Raw genomic sequence first — 15,033 nt, 5'->3', positions numbered from 1 at the left:
ACGTTGCCTTCGTGGGGTAAGAAAAAGTGTCAGGAAACACGGTCGGGCGGCAGACCGACTGATCGATCGGCAGCGATCGACCATTGGCATGGCTAACCGACTGGGGACGGTGGCGATGAGCGGCCTGGTGTTGAGGGCGGCGTACCCGGGCGAGAGCTCGGCGTTTGTGGCTGAGGCGGAGCCGGCTCCGGCCCCGGTCCATCGACGACCGCGAATCAACCGGCGAGCTGGACGCGGACCTCTCGGCACCGCCGTCGTGGTCTGCACCCTGCTGTGCTCGCTCATCACGCGGCCGGCCTACGCCGACCCGGGCAGTGACATCCCCGACACCGGCTCCCGCCCGGTCGCCTCGGGTGAGCTCACGCTGCCGGGCTCCGGCGCGACGACCGCCCCGCCGGCCACGACCACCACCGAGCGCGGCCCCAAGGCGGCCGAGCTCACCGCGCTCGGCCTGACCGTCGCCCAGCTCGGTGAGAAACGCAACAAGGCCTCCACGGAGGTCGACACCGCCCGCAACGCCCTCGCCGACGCCGAGCTCAAGCTCTCCGAAGCGACCCAGCGGGTCCAGGAGCAGCAGCAGAAGGCCGACGACGCCGCGGCCGAGGCTTACAAGCGCGCGACCGGCCTGGGGCCGCTGGACGGATACGCCAACGACCTGCACGGCCTCGGGCTGATCGCGCCGGGCTCCGGTGGCCAGCCCAACGGTGAGGAAGCGGCCCGCGACCTGCTCAAGGCCCAGCAGGCCGAGTCGGCCGCCCGCCAGGAGCTGCAGGCCGCCCAGCAGGCGATGCAGTCCGCCCAGGACGTCTACACGCCGGTCGACACCGAGTTCCAGACCCAGAACGCGGCCTACGTCAAGCTGCGCGCCGAGAACGAGACGCTGGTCCTGCAGCTCGAGGCCGAGCAGGACGCGGCCGAGCAGTCCCTGAGCCCCAACCTGGCCGACAACCCGACGATCAACGGGATGAAGGCCGACCCCCGGGCCATCCAGGCGCTCAACTACGCACTGAGCAAGGTCAACGTCTCCTGGTACGTCTGGGGCGACGAGGGCCCCGACACCTTCGACTGCTCGGGCCTGGCCTACTGGGCCTACGGCAAGGTCGGCGTCCACGTCCCGCGCGTCGCCGCCGACATGTACCACGGCACCCACGCCATCCGCCCGAGCGTCAACAGCCCCGGCGACCAGCTCCTGCCCGGCGACCTCGTCTACTTCGCCACCGACATGAGCGACTGGCGCACGATCTACCACATGGGCATCTACGTCGGCGGCGGCAAGATGGTCAACGCCCCGACGAGCGGCCAGAAGGTCAAGATCGCCGAGGTCCGCTGGTCGCGGCTCTACGGCGCGACCCGGATCTTCGACGCGATCCCGGGCCCAGGCGGCGCGACGACGCTCCCGCCGATCGTCGTCAACCCCGGCGGTGGCGGCACCACGACCAAGCCGCCGACGACCACGTCGCCGACGCCGTCGAAGACCACCTCGCCGACCCCGTCCAACACCACGTCGCCGCCGCCCACCAGCACCTCGCCGACGCCGTCGAAGACCACCTCGCCGCCGCCGTCGTCACAGCCGCCGTCGTCGCCGGCGCCGACCCCGTCGAAGCTGGCGTCCAAGCCGGCCGCGACCAAGTCGGTGCAGGCGGGCGCGAGCACGCAGGCCACCACGTCATCGAGCGCCGCCGGAGGCTGAGCACAATTTCTGTGATCAGCTGAGCGCGGAATGTGATCCAAAACCCGACGGACTCCGATCCAGCACTGCGTGACTCGATGTGGCACCGTGGACCCGTTGACTGACGGACGGGGGAGCCCGTCGGGCACGCAATGACGCCTGTCGAGGGCACCGGTTCATGGAGGCAGCGATGGACGATCGGGACACGCGGGACGGCACACGCGGCGAGGCGCCAGGCGGCGGCCCGTCGTACGGCTATCCGCCACCCTCGCCGACCGGAGCCCCGGCACCGGCCGCACCCACGTCGGCGCCCGAGGACAGCGCCGACCTGCCACCGCTGCCGCCCCCGCCACCGGTCGGCGCGGAGCTCCCGCCGGAGCCGTCCGACGAGGAGCTGCCGGACCAGGCCTTCGAGCCCCCGCCGACCCCGGTGGACGGCGCCCTCTGGCCGGGCGGCAACCCCTTCGAATCCGGCTCCGCGCCCGAAGACGACGACCCGGAGCTGGCCGCGATGATGGCCGCCTTCGCCGATACCTCGGACGCGCCCGCTCCTTCGCCTTTCTCTGTGCCAACCGCAGAGCCTTTCGCGGGGGTACAGCCTGGAGCCGCCGACACGCCCCAAACGCCCACACCCCCGCCGCCGGCCGCGACTCCCCCACCACCGCCGGCGCCGACGTCCGCACCCCCGCTCCCGCCGACGCTGTCCCGCGAGCCGGACTCCGACGTGATCGCGGCCGCGGTGCACGACTCCCCGGCGTTCCAGCTCCCAAACCTCAACCCGTCCCCCGGCGTCTACGGCCCACCCCCGACCGACCCGACTCCACCACCGCCGGCCGCCCTCGAACCCAGCGCCGCCGACGAGCCGTCAGACGGCCTCGCCGCCCCGTTCGGCCCGGCACCGCTGGAGGGCTTCGGCCGCGCCGCCCACGAGTTCGACTCGGCCGACATCGCCGAAGCGCCGGAAGCGTCGGCATCTGACCCGGTATCGGACGAACAGTCCCCGATCATCCCGGTCATGGGCCGCGCAACAGTAGCCGGCACAGCCGCTCCGGAAGCGGACGCCGGTCAAGGTCGCGGTGAGCCTCGCCACGAGCCCGGCACCTACCAGGCGGGCGTATACCGAGCCGGCACCTACTCCTCAACCGCCGCCGACCCGGACTCAGCCCCGCTGGACCTCCCCCCGGCCGCCTACCAGCCGTCCGAACTGGACGCCCCAGCTCCATACACGCCCCCGTCGTACAGCCAGCCCGCCGCCTCCGACGAGCCCGCGCCGTATGCGCCCTATACGCCGTCGCCGCTTGACGCCCCGGCCCCATACACGCCCCCGTCGTACGGCCAGCCCGCCGCCTCCGACGAGCCCGCGCCATACACACCGTCGCCGCTGGACGCCCCCGCGCCATACACGCCGCCGACCTTCGGCGCGCCGCGGACGCCGGATGTGTCGGAGGAGCCCCCCGCATACCAGCCGTCGAGCGCCTCCGCCGAACCCGCCGCCCCGACCTCATCGCCCCCAGCGGAGGAGCCCCCACCGCTCCCGAGCCGCCTCCGGACCCCACGGGCCCCGATGGAGTCGTCGTGGGACGCGTTCGCCAAGCCGTGGAAGGCCCCCGAGCCCCAGTCCCCGGCCGCCGCGGACCAGCCCGCCGACCCGGCCCCCGCATACGGCCAGCCCGCGAGTCCCGCACCCGCATACGGCCAATCCGGCGACTCAGCCCCGGCCTACGACCCGCCCGCCTACACGCCGCCCGGCGAGCCCGGACCCGCGTGGTCCCAGCCGGCCGCGCAAGCACCGGCATACGGCCAGGCCGCCGAGCCCGCCCCCGCCGTCCACCCGTTCGCGGCCCAGCGCCCCCCGCAGCCCCCCGCGGTGCCGGAGCCGGCCGCCGCATCCGCCGACGCACCAGGCACGAGCGACGCCCCGGTCAGCGGCGGATCCGTCTTCGCCAGCAGCACCGACAGCCCCACCGGCGACCGCCCCGGCTTGGGTGACCGCCCCCGCCTCGACGACCGCCCCGGCCTAGATGATCGTCCGGGCTTCGGCGATCGCCCTTCCTTCGGCGAACCCCCCGTCTTCGGCGCGCAGCCCGCGTCCAGTGAGCAGCCCGCGTTTGGCGAGCCGCCCGCCTTCGGCGCGCAACCCGCGTTCAGCGCGCAGCCCGCGTCCAGTGAACAGCCCGCGTTTGGTGACCAGCCCGCCTTCGGCGCGCAACCCGCGTCCAGTGAACAGCCCGCGTTTGGTGACCAGCCCGCCTTCGGCGCGCAACCCGCGTTCAGCGCGCAGCCCGCGTCCAGTAAGCAGCCCGCGTTTGGTGACCAGCCCGCGTTTGGTGACCAGCCGCAACGCGACGGCATCGCCGGCAACGAGCCCAATGCCGACGCCCCGTTTGCCGACCCGCCATTCGCCGGTGCCGGATTCGCCGGCGCGGCCGCAGCCGGAGCAGCAGCAGGCGGTGCCGCAGTGGCCGGTGCCGCAGGTGCCACAGCCGCAGGCGCCCGGGCCAGCGCATCGGTACCGGGCCTGCACACGGTGAGCGCCGAAGAGGCCGCGCAGGCCGCCCGAGCCGCCGCCCCAACCGTCTACCGGGGCGGCGCCGCCACCGAGGACACTCCCCAGAACGACGCCCCCGGCGAGGGCGACCCGGCCGAGCCGCTCCCAGGCCCGACCCCGTCGCCGTTCCCGAGCCCGGAGCCGGTACCCCAGCCCGAACCCACCCCGTTCCCGCCGGCCCCGACCCCGGAGCCCATCCCGACGCCATACCCGCCCGCGCCCGAACCGGCCCCCTTCCCCCAGCCGGAGCCAACCCCGCAGCCGGGCCCCTTCCCCCAGCCACCGTTCCCGGGCCCGGCCCCGTTCCAGCCCGGCCCGTTCCAGGCCCAAGAACCTCCCGCCTACCCCGGGGCCCCGGGCTACCCAGGCGCACAGGGCTACCCAGGCGCACAGGGCTACCCAGGCGCACAGGGCTACCCAGGTGCGCAGGGCTATCCAGGCGCTCAGGGCTATCCAGGCGCGCAGGGCTACCCGGGAGACTTGGGCAGCCCGAGCGCCCTCGGCCTCCCGACCCCTCCAGAACCGCCGGCCCCGCCGGTCTACACGCCGCCGCCGCTCCCGGAGCCCCCGGCGTACGGCATCCCGGACTCCCAGCCCGCCGCCCCCTTCGGCGCCACCAACGCACCGTCCTCCGGCGTGCCCTCCTCGGGCGTCCCGTCATACGGCGTGCCCGACGCTCAGCCAGGCCCGTCGTTCGGCGGCACCAACGCCCCGGCCTCAGGCGCTCCGTCATACGGCGTGCCCGACGCTCAGCCGGGCCCGTCGTTCGGCGGCACCAGCGCACCGGCCTCGGGCGGCGCACCGGCCTACGGCGTCCCCGATTCGAGCCCGGCCTCGTCGTTCGGCCCGGGCCCGGGCACCCAGCCCGCGTACGGCGTCCCGGACTACAACCCGGCCGCCCCCTTCGGCGGCAACGACCAGAGCCGCACCCCACCCCCGGCCTCCAGCTCCCCGTTCCTGGCCGCCGAGGAGCCCCCGCCGCTCCCCACCGAGGACAAGCCCGGCAACGACCAGGCCCCCGCATACACGACCCCGTCCGCGGAGCACCCGTGGGGCCACAACGACGGCGGGTCCGGCGACCAGTCCGCCCCACCGCACGTGCAGCAGGGTTGGAACCGCCCCGGCTACGTCGCTCCGCCGCCCGGTCAGCAGGGCTGGGGCCCGCCCCCCGGGCAGCAGCCGCCGCACCAGCCGCCGCCTCCGCAGTGGCAGCAGGGCGCCCAGCCGGGACACCCCGGCCAGCAGCCGGGCCAGCCGGGTTGGCAGCCGCCGCAGCACCCGCCGCAGCCGGGCTGGAACTCGCAGGCCCAGCCGCCGCCGCCCGTCCAGGGCTGGCAGCCGCCGCCCGGGCAGCCGGGCTACCAGGGCCAGCCCCCGCAGCCGGGCCAGCCGGGCTGGCGTCCTCCGCAGCCGCCGCCCCAGGGCTGGCAGCAGCCGGGCTGGAACGCACCGCAATCAGCACCGCCGGCCCAGCAGCCCGGGTGGAACGCGCCCCAGTCCGCACCCCCGGCGCAGCAGCCCGGGTGGAACGCACCCCAGTCCGCACCGCCCGCGCAGCAGCCCGGGTGGAACGCGCCCCAGTCCGCACCGCCCGCGCAGCAGTCCGGGTGGAACCCGCCGCAGTCGGGGCCGCCCGCGCCGCAGCCGCCGGCGTGGCAGCCGCCGCAGTACGGGTCGCCCCAGCAGCCCGGGTATCAGCAGCAGCCCGGCTGGAACCCGCCTCAATCCGCACCGCCCGCCCCGCCGCAGCAACAACAGCCGCAGCAAGGCTGGGGGCAGCCGCCCGCGTGGGCGCCGCCGCCGGGGCAGCCGGGCGCTCCTGGAACGGAGAGCGACGAACATGAGGTACCCCCGCAGCATTGGCCAACGCCACCCGGGTATCCGCCGCCGGCCAATCGAGGGCCGGGCAACGTCTATCCGTCCGGCGGAAACCCTCCGCACCACGGGCCGGAGCACCAGCAGCCCCCGGCCAACCCGCCGCCTGAGGAGGGCGAATTAGCGGAGGAAGACGAGGCCGCGGCACCGCCCGAGTCCGTCGAGGAGTCTCCGGCCGAGACTCCGGTGGACAGGGACGAGGCCGAAGCCGAGAGCAGCTACGGGAAGTGGGCCCGGAACGAGCGGGCCTCCGTCGGCACCGTGTACGGCGGGAAGGACGGCGTGCAACCGACGCCCCTTCCGGCCACCGACGGGGGTAGTCCGCTCGAGAACTCCGGGTCACTCACCGGGCACATCCTGAGTCAGGGCGCGGTGGAGTCGGATGACGAAGACGACGACGCGGCGCCCCGCCAGAACGGCACCCGACGGGTGATGATCATCATCGCTGTGATGGTGGTGGTACTGCTGGTCGGCGGGTACTTCGCCGTGACACTCGCACACAACTTCATCCAAAGTGTTTTCGGTAACATCCCCGGTTCGAAATAACGGATTGGGACCTTCCCATTGGGATCGGATACTCTTAACCGTTCTCCAATCGGAAGGTCCCAGCTCCCTTGCTCCTCGCTGACCCGAGCACGTATCCCTCAGTCTTCGAATCGCCCACGGAAGTAGAGCCTGGTTTCGCCGGGCTCGGCCTGCCCGGCAAGCTCGTCCGGGCGCTGGCGACCGAGGGCATCACCGAACCGTTCCCGATCCAGACGGCGACCGTCCCCGACGTGCTCGCCGGCCGCGACGTGCTTGGTCGTGGTCGCACCGGATCAGGGAAGACGCTGGCCTTCGGCCTGCCGATGCTCGCCCGACTGGCCGCCTCCGGCCGGTCCAAGCCGCACGCTCCGAAGGCGCTGATCCTGGTGCCGACCCGGGAGCTCGCCATGCAGGTCAACGACGCGTTGACGCCGCTGGCGAAGTCGCTCGGGCTCTACTCCAAGACGGCCGTCGGCGGTGTGCCGTACGACCGCCAGATCTGGTCCTTGGAACGTGGTGTCGATGTGCTGGTGGCCACTCCGGGCCGGCTCGGTGACCTGATCAAGCGGGGCGCTTGCCGGCTCGATGCGGTCGAGATCACGGTGCTGGACGAGGCCGACCAGATGGCCGACATGGGCTTCCTGCCCGAGGTGACCGAGGTGCTGGCCCAGACGCCCGCGGCGGGGCAGCGGCTGCTGTTCTCCGCGACCCTGGACAAGGACGTCGACGCGCTGGTCAAGCAGTTCCTGGTCGATCCGGTCACGCACTCGATCGAGCCGGCGACGGCGTCGGTCGCGGAGATGGATCACCACGTGCTGCTGGTTCCGCCGCACGACAAGTTCGCCATCGCCGCGTCGATCGCCGCGCGCAAGGGCCGCACGATCCTGTTCGTGAAGACGCAGATGGCCGTCGACGAGCTGGTCGAGCAGTTCGCGCGGGTCGGGGTGCGGGCCGGCGCGCTGCACGGCGGCAAGACGCAGCGGGTGCGGACCCGCACGCTGGCCGAGTTCCGCGAGGGCACGGTCGACGTGCTGGTCGCGACCGACGTGGCGGCCCGCGGGATTCACATCGACGATGTCTCGCTGGTGGTCCACGTTGATCTCCCCCGCGACCAGAAGGACTACCTGCACCGGGCCGGCCGCACCGCGCGCGCCGGGGCCGCGGGCACGGTCGTCTCGCTGGTGCTGCCACGGCAGCGGCGGATGGCGGCGGCGCTGCTGGCCAAGGCCGGTGTCACGCCCAACGAGCTGCGCGTCCGCGCGGGCGACCCGGCGCTGGCCGAGGTCACCGGCGCCCGCCAGCCCAGCGGCGTGCCGGTCCGGTTCGCCCCGAACGCGAAGCGGCCCAACGACCAGTATGCGAAGCGCACCAACGACCGGCGGCCGCCCCGGCATCGATAACGCTGGGTAACGTACCCCACACAAGCGCCCGGGTTCGAGTACGGTCCGGGGATGACCGTGCTACCCCGGGCGTTCGCCTGGCAGCGGACCGACACCGTCGGCGGCGAGTTCGTCACGCTCGACGACCGGCGGGGCCTGCTCGCCAAGGGCGTCGCGTTCGCGTCCGACAATGCGCTGTACACCTGCCGCTATGCATTGCAGACCGATGAGTCGTGGGCGAGCACCAGGCTGGAAGTGACCGTCGAGGGCGCCGGCTGGCTGCGCAATCTGCGCATGGAACGGGCCGCCGGGCGCTGGCGGGTGACCACCAGCGAGCAGGGCGACCTGGAGCGGATGCTGCCGACGGCGCCGATGCCGGGCATCGAGGAGCCGGACCGGCTGCACGCGGTGCTCGACATCGACCTCTACAACTCGCCCCTCACCAACACGCTGCCCATTCGACGCCTCGGGCTGCACCGGGCGGAGCCGGGCACGAAGGTCGACATCGAGGCCGCCTGGGTGCTGTTCCCGAGCCTCGCCGTGCTGCCCTATGCGCAGAGTTATGAAGTGCTTGCAAAGCGGCGGATTCGGTACCGCTCTGAGAACTTCTCCGCCGAGCTCGACATCACCGACGACGGCTACGTGACCGAATACTCCGGCTTGGCGACCCTCGCGTGAATCGCGTCCGCGACCAAAACCTACCTCGCCGGATTCGCCTAACCGGCCGGCTGAATCCGCCCCTCCCATTTCGTGGAAAGCGCAATGGTGGTGCGGGTCCGGGCCACCCCCCGCACCCGATTCAGGTCGACAATGAGCCGTTCCAGGTCGCTGATGGTGCCCACCCGGGCCTTGCACAGAAACGATTCCTCGCCGGCCATGAAGTAGCACGACTCGATCTCCGGCCGCTCCTTGAGAGCCGCCAGGACGGCGTCGGTGTCGCCGCTGCTGTCCTGCACGATGCCGATGACGGCGGTCAGCGGAAGGCCCAGCGTCTCGGGCTCGACCTCGGCCCGATAGCCGCGGATGACCCCGGAGGATTCAAGTTTGCCGACGCGTTCGTGCACGGCCGGGGCGGACAGGCCGACCTTCCTGGCGAGCTCCGCATATGGAAGCCGGGCGTTGTCACGGAGGAGGTCGATGAGCTGGCGGTCGATCGCGTCCATCGTGACAAGCGTAGCGGTCCGGGTTTTAACACAACTAATTACCCAGAAGTGCGTTTTCCTCGTTTCCCGGACACGGCACTTGAGCGGTGCTGTAATGGGCGTACATCCCAGGATGACTCGCGCTTTCAGCTTCGCAGCATGGGGGTGCGCGAGCCCGGCGAGCCACCCAGGGTAAAGGAGGGGCCGTGGAGACGGGAGATCGTCTGCTGACGCCCGGTGAAGTCGCTGCCTTGTTTCGCGTCGATCCGAAGACGGTGACACGCTGGGCCGCGGCCGGCCGGATCAGCAGCATCCGAACCCCGGGTGGACACCGGCGGTTCCGGGAATCCGAGGTAAGGGCGTTGCTCGAAGGGGATGACGCTCTTGATGACACCTCTAGTGGGAATGGCCGAGCTCACCCGACCAACGAGTGAACAGGCTGTGCGATACGGCGGCGGCGTCGAGAACTTTGCCGGCGACGAAATCGACCAGCTGGGCGGCCGTGGCCGCGGCACCGGCGGCATAGAAGCCGGGGCTCGCGGGCAGGATCACCGCACCCGCGTCGTGTAGTGCGATGAGGTGCTCCAGGTGACTGCGTGTCACCGGAGTCTCTCGTGGCACGACCACGACCGGGCGGCGTTCCTTGAGGTTCACCTCGGCGGTGCGCTGAAGGAGGTCCTTGGACAGACCAATGGCGATGCCGGCGCATGCCGCCGTGCTCGCCGGCACCACCAGCATGCCCTTCACGGGGTATGAACCGCTGCTCGGCCCGGCCGCGAGATCGCCGGCCGGCCAGTAGGCGATGTCGGCACCGTCGAGCGACCGGCCGATCCAGTTGGCGAGATCGTCCTTCCAATGTGCATCACGGAAGGACACGCCGGTCTCGTCAAGGATGGTCAGCCGGGCCGCGCGGGAGACGACGAGGTCGACGGCCTCGCCGGCGTCGAACAACGCCCGGATGACGGCCGCCGCATATGGCGTGCCTGACGCACCGGACACTCCGACGACCCACGGCTTGCGCTGATCCACGCCACAACTCTGCCACGGTCACAGCGCGCCACCACGCCACCGTTGCGCCGGGCCGGCGCGTCGCCAGGCCGGCGCGGCGCCAGGCCGGCGCGGCGAGCGGCGGCGCGGCGAGCGGCGGCGCGACGCCGGCCTCGCCGCGATGCGCGAGCACGCCCTGCGCCGGCGCGACGGCCGCGGTCACACCGGGCGAGGGTGCTGCAGAAAATGTCGTACCCGGTTGGCAGGATGCAGGTATGGCTCGCGGATTTCCCTATGCAGACCTCAACGAGTTCCTGGCCGCCCTGCAGAAGGCGGGGGAGCTGCATCGGGTCACCGCCCCGGTCGACCCGCACCTGGAGATCAGCGAGATCGTCACCCGCACCGTGCGGGCCGGCGGTCCCGCGCTGCTCTTCGACCGGCCGACCCGCGGCGACATGCCGGTCGCCATCAACCTGTTCGGCACCGAGCGGCGCACCGCCATGGCCCTCGGCGTCGAGCACCTCGACGAGGTCGGGGCCCGGATCGGCGAGCTGGTCAAGCCCGAGCTTCCGGTCGGCTGGGCCGGCATCCGCGACGGCATCGGCAAGCTCATGCAGCTCAAGTCGGTCCCGCCGAAGCACGTCAAGACCGCGCCCTGCCAGGAGGTCGTCTACAAGGGCGACCAGGTCGACCTCAACAAGCTGCCCGGCCTGCAGGTGTGGCCCGACGACGGCGGGATCTACCACAACTTCGGCCTGACCCACACCAGGCACCCGGAGACCGGCAAGCGCAACCTAGGGCTTTATCGCCTGCAGCAGCACAGCCACAACACGATCGGCATGCACTGGCAGATCCACAAGGACTCCACCGCCCACCACGCGGTCGCGGAGCGGCTCGGCCAGCGGCTGCCGGTGGCGGTGGCGATCGGCGCCGACCCCGTGGTCTGCTACTCCGCGAGCGCGCCGCTGCCGGGCGACATCGACGAATACCTGTTCGCGGGCTTCCTCCGCGGCGAGCGCGTCGAGATGGTCGACTGCCTCACGGTGCCGCTGCAGGTGCCGGCCAACGCCCAGATCGTGCTGGAGGGCTACCTCGAGCCCGGCGAGCGGCTGCCCGAGGGCCCGTTCGGCGACCACACGGGCTTCTACACACCGGTCGAGGACTTTCCGGTGCTGCACGTGCAGTGCATGACGACCCGGAAGCAGCCGATCTACCACTCGATCATCACGTCGAAGCCGCCGCAGGAGGACCACGGCCTCGGCAAGGCCACCGAGCGGATCTTCCTGCCGCTGCTCAAGCTGCTGATCCCGGACATCGTGGACTACGACCTGCCGGCCGCCGGCGTGTTCCACAACTGCGTGATCGTGTCGATCCGCAAGCGCTACCCCAAGCACGCGCAGAAGGTGATGAGCGCCGTCTGGGGCGCCCACCTGCTGTCGCTGGCCAAGCTCATCGTCATCGTCGACGAGGACTGTGACGTCCACGACTACGCCGAGGTCGCCTTCCGCGCCTTCGGCAACGTGGACTACAAGCACGACCTGCTGCTGACCGAGGGCCCCGTCGACCACCTCGACCACTCGTCCTATCAGCAGTTCTGGGGCGGCAAGGCGGGGCTGGACGCCACGCGCAAGACGCCGGCCGAGGGCTACCATCGCGGCTGGCCGGAAGAGATGGTCATGTCGCCCGAGGTCGTGGCCCGGGTGGACAAGCGCTGGAGAGAGTACGGGTTCCAGGACAACGCCCTGGGCGACCGTTGGACACGGAAGACTTCACGATGACACTCGCTGAGGCACCTGCGGCACCCCCGAGCCGGGTCAAGGCCTTCCTGCGGCTGGTCGCGATCGAGCACTCGGTGTTCGCGCTGCCGTTCGCCTACCTGGCCGCCCTGACCGTGATGACCACCACCGGCGGCGAGCACCCGCACGTCGGCTGGCTCGACCTGCTCCTGGTGACGATCGCCATGGTCGGCGCCCGCACCTTCGCCATGGCCGCCAACCGGATCATCGACCGCCAGATCGACGCCCGCAATCCGCGCACGTCGAAGCGCGAGCTGGTGACCGGCGCCGTGAGCGTCCGCACCGCCTGGACCGGCGCGCTGGTCGCGATCGTCGTGTTCCTCGGCGCCGCCGCCCTGCTCAACCCGCTCTGCCTGGCCCTGGCCCCGCTGGCCGTCGTGCCGCTGGTCGTCTACCCCTACGGCAAGCGCTTCACCAACTGGCCCCACGCCATCCTCGGCATCGCCCAGCTGGTCGGCCCGGTCGGCGCTTGGCTGGCCGTGACCGGCGACCTGCGCGGCTCCGGCCCGGCCTGGGTCCTCGGCGCCGCGGTCGGCCTGTGGATCGGCGGCTTCGACCTGATCTACGCCTGCCAGGACACTGAGGTCGACCGTCAGATCGGCGTCCACTCGGTCCCGGCCCGCTACGGCGTCCCCTTCGCCCTGCGCGCCTCGACCATCGCGCACGTCGTCACGTTCGCTCTGTTCGTCTGGTTCGGCTACCTGGTCCACCTGGGCTGGCTGTGGTGGATCGGCCTGGCCGTCACCGCCGTGGCGTTCACCTACGAGCACGCGATCGTCCGCCCGACCGACCTGTCTCGCGTAAACCGCGCCTTCTTCACCGCCAACGGCTTCGTGGGCATAGCCCTGTTCGTATTCGCCCTGCTCGACCTGGTGATCCGCAGCGGACTACGCCCGTAGCGATGCCCCCCTCTACGATGCCGCCCATGGCCCCCGCCCCTCCCCCGGCACCCACCGGCCCCACCCAGCCCAGCGCTCTCGCCGCGGCCGGCCCACTCGCCGCCGCGCCCAGTCTCGCTCCACCGACGGCGTGCACTCTGGCCCTCACATCCGCTGCAGCACCGCAGCCAGTCCCCGCGCCGGCGGCCGCAGGGGCCCCAGGGGCGGCCGGTCCTGTGTTCCGTCGTGGTGTGGCTCGTGGTGCGACGAGCCTTGACGGGCGGTGGGGTCGATGACTGCGAGCGACGTGGCGGGAGGCGCTGAGCACCGTGGCGTGACGGCGGACGGCCAGGCGACCAGAGCGGCTGTGGCCGGCGCGACCGTGGATGGGCGGACGGCTGACCTGGCGGACGCTTCGGCGGTCCCGGCGGACACTGCGCTGGACGGCTCCGTGCGGATCGCCTCGGTGGGAGGAGACGGAGCGAGCGCCGGGACTGGCGGGGACCAAGCGGCGGACGGCAGGGGGCCGGTCGTGGCGGGCGGCGATGACGTGTCGGTGGGTGGGGATCGGCCCTGGCGGCGGGCGATTGTCGCGGGGTTCTGGATCTTTGCGGCCAGCAAGATTGCGTTGGCTGTTGTCACGGCGTTCTCGTGGATCGGGGAGAAGCGGCCCAACGTCACGGCGAGCTACATCGCGGCGCAGTGGGCTTCGCAGTGGGACTCCAAGTGGTTCATCGACATTGCCCAGCGGGGGTACTACCCGGAGCCGGACAAGGCGCCGGCGGCCTTCTTCCCCATGTATCCGATGCTCATCCGGGTGCTCACGCCGCTCTGTCTTGGGAAGCCTTGGGTGGCGGCGTTGCTCGTCGCCAACGTGGCCTCGTTCGCGGCGCTCGTGGTGCTCTACCGGCTCGCCGAGCGCGAGTTCGACCGGGTCGTGGCCGGGCGGACCGTCTTCTACTTCGTGGCGTTTCCGACCGCGTTCTTCCTGACCGCCGGATACAACGAAGGCCTGTTCATCGGGCTCATGCTCGCGGCCGTCTACTGCCTGCGCCAGCGGCTGTGGTGGTGGGCCGGCCTGTTCAGCGGGCTGGCGGTGTTCACGCGGTCGGCGGGGGTGTTGCTGGCGGGGGCGTTCGTCTGGGAGTACGTGCGGGTGCACCGGTTCAAGCTCCGCAGCAGTGCCCTCGCGGTGCTGCTCGTGCCGGTCGGGGTGGCCGGCGTGGCGGTGTTCTCACTGAACGCCTACGGGGAGCCGTTCGCGTTCCTCAAGGCGCAGCGCTACTGGGGGCGGCACCTCGACTGGCCCTGGATGCCGGTCTGGCGCGGGGTGCAGTCGCTGCACAGCGGGTTCGGGCTGCGCTACGGGTTCAGTGACGTCTGGGTCCACAACCTGCTCGAGCTGGCCACGGCCTTGCTGTGCATCGGGCTGCTCGTGCTCAACTTCGTCGGGCCGTGGAAGGTCCGGCGGGATCAGTGGGTCATGCCGCTGGTCGGGATCGGGCTGACGCTGCTCATGATCAGCTTCCCGTCGTCGCACCAGCCGTATCCGTTGTACTCCGCGTCGCGGTTCGGGCTCGAGATCTTTCCGGCGTTCATGATTCTCGCGCGGATCGGGGCGCGGCCGTGGGTCGATCGGATCGTGGTCGCCCTCTTCTTCATGCTGCAGGCGATATTGGCCGCTTTCTTCGTCCGGGGCGGCTGGGTCGCGTAATCGTAGGAGTGTGCAGATGCGCAGCGGTGCCTTCTCCGACGAGCCCTCACCGGCCGCCGACCAGCATGAGGGCGACGTCGCCGGGCCGGAGCCGACCGAGCTCCGGTGGCGGGTGTCGCCCGGGTTCGCCGCCATGAAGTGTGCGGTCACGGTGGTGCTCATCCTCGCCGCCGTGTTCCTGGCCGACGACCACCGGGCGCTGACCGCGATCGTGGTCGCCGCGGTGGTCGCCGGTGCCTACGCCCTCCGCGACGTGCTCGCCCCGGTCCGCCTCGCCGCCGACCCGGAGGGCTTGACGGTGGTCACCGGATACGCCGGGCATCGACGGCTGGCCTGGGACGAGATCGAACGGATCCGGCTCGAGTCCCGCACCCGGGCCGGCCTGCGCAGCGAACTCCTCGAGATCGACACCGGCGACACCCTGCACCTGCTGAGCACCTACGACCTCAACGCCCGCCCGGCCGACGTCGCCGACGACCTGGCCCGAATCCAGTCGCTCAGTGGCCGCTCCGCCTGACCC

General features: G+C 71.9%; 10 protein-coding genes and 1 pseudogene. 9 read left to right on the top strand and 2 right to left on the bottom strand.

Annotated elements, in window-relative coordinates:
- Nucleotides 1–256: 256 nt before the first annotated feature.
- The 4 genes and pseudogenes from ACIA8L_RS48865 (at nucleotide 257) to ACIA8L_RS48850 (ending at nucleotide 8,674) form a co-directional block, all read left to right on the top strand.
- Nucleotides 257–1,690 carry an NlpC/P60 family protein gene (locus ACIA8L_RS48865; RefSeq protein ID WP_395915966.1) on the top strand — a complete coding sequence of 478 codons (1,434 nt, stop codon included), beginning with the start codon at nucleotides 257–259 and terminating at the stop codon, nucleotides 1,688–1,690.
- A gap of 169 nt (nucleotides 1,691–1,859) precedes the next feature.
- The gene (locus ACIA8L_RS48860; protein WP_395915964.1) at nucleotides 1,860–6,638 is read left to right on the top strand and encodes a hypothetical protein; all 4,779 of its coding nucleotides are present in this window, start codon (nucleotides 1,860–1,862) and stop codon (nucleotides 6,636–6,638) included.
- A 149-nt stretch (nucleotides 6,639–6,787) separates the two neighbouring features.
- Nucleotides 6,788–8,014 (top strand): annotated as a pseudogene (locus tag ACIA8L_RS48855) (DEAD/DEAH box helicase); the annotation flags it as partial.
- A gap of 54 nt (nucleotides 8,015–8,068) precedes the next feature.
- Complete coding sequence (locus ACIA8L_RS48850) at nucleotides 8,069–8,674, top strand: putative glycolipid-binding domain-containing protein (RefSeq protein WP_395915962.1); 606 nt, start codon at nucleotides 8,069–8,071, stop codon at nucleotides 8,672–8,674.
- 38 nt (nucleotides 8,675–8,712) lie between these two features.
- On the opposite strand, the gene ACIA8L_RS48845 is transcribed toward ACIA8L_RS48850, so the two are convergent.
- Nucleotides 8,713–9,159, bottom strand: a complete 447-nt coding sequence (locus ACIA8L_RS48845) for an Lrp/AsnC family transcriptional regulator (protein WP_395915960.1) — start codon at nucleotides 9,157–9,159, stop codon at nucleotides 8,713–8,715.
- Nucleotides 9,160–9,344: 185 nt separating this feature from the next.
- Between ACIA8L_RS48845 and ACIA8L_RS48840 the strand changes: the two genes are divergently transcribed.
- On the top strand, nucleotides 9,345–9,572 hold the full coding sequence (locus ACIA8L_RS48840; RefSeq protein ID WP_223100449.1) for a BldC family transcriptional regulator: 228 nt from the start codon (nucleotides 9,345–9,347) through the stop codon (nucleotides 9,570–9,572).
- On the opposite strand, the gene ACIA8L_RS48835 is transcribed toward ACIA8L_RS48840, so the two are convergent.
- The gene (locus tag ACIA8L_RS48835; protein WP_395915958.1) at nucleotides 9,535–10,167 is read right to left on the bottom strand and encodes a UbiX family flavin prenyltransferase; all 633 of its coding nucleotides are present in this window, start codon (nucleotides 10,165–10,167) and stop codon (nucleotides 9,535–9,537) included. The two genes, ACIA8L_RS48840 and ACIA8L_RS48835, sit on opposite strands and share 38 nt — an antisense overlap.
- A 233-nt stretch (nucleotides 10,168–10,400) precedes the next feature.
- Here ACIA8L_RS48835 and ACIA8L_RS48830 point away from each other — a divergent pair, with 233 nt between their 5' ends.
- From ACIA8L_RS48830 to ACIA8L_RS48815, 4 genes are all read left to right on the top strand, one after another.
- Nucleotides 10,401–11,903 carry a menaquinone biosynthesis decarboxylase gene (locus ACIA8L_RS48830; protein ID WP_395915956.1) on the top strand — a complete coding sequence of 501 codons (1,503 nt, stop codon included), beginning with the start codon at nucleotides 10,401–10,403 and terminating at the stop codon, nucleotides 11,901–11,903.
- The gene (gene mqnP, locus ACIA8L_RS48825) at nucleotides 11,900–12,820 is read left to right on the top strand and encodes a menaquinone biosynthesis prenyltransferase MqnP (RefSeq protein ID WP_395915954.1); all 921 of its coding nucleotides are present in this window, start codon (nucleotides 11,900–11,902) and stop codon (nucleotides 12,818–12,820) included. The genes ACIA8L_RS48830 and mqnP overlap by 4 nt, the downstream gene beginning before the upstream one ends.
- A 607-nt stretch (nucleotides 12,821–13,427) precedes the next feature.
- Nucleotides 13,428–14,513: a mannosyltransferase family protein gene (locus tag ACIA8L_RS48820; RefSeq protein ID WP_395915952.1), complete on the top strand. Its 1,086-nt coding sequence runs from the start codon at nucleotides 13,428–13,430 to the stop codon at nucleotides 14,511–14,513.
- 16 nt (nucleotides 14,514–14,529) lie between these two features.
- Nucleotides 14,530–15,030 carry a PH domain-containing protein gene (locus tag ACIA8L_RS48815; RefSeq protein ID WP_395915950.1) on the top strand — a complete coding sequence of 167 codons (501 nt, stop codon included), beginning with the start codon at nucleotides 14,530–14,532 and terminating at the stop codon, nucleotides 15,028–15,030.
- The last annotated feature ends 3 nt before the right edge of the window (nucleotides 15,031–15,033 follow it).

This window comes from Dactylosporangium sp. NPDC051541 (assembly GCF_044454505.1).
Classification (GTDB): domain Bacteria; phylum Actinomycetota; class Actinomycetes; order Mycobacteriales; family Micromonosporaceae; genus Dactylosporangium.
The sequence above is the reverse complement of the archived record's forward strand: the minus strand, read 5'-3'. Positions and strand labels throughout refer to the sequence as shown.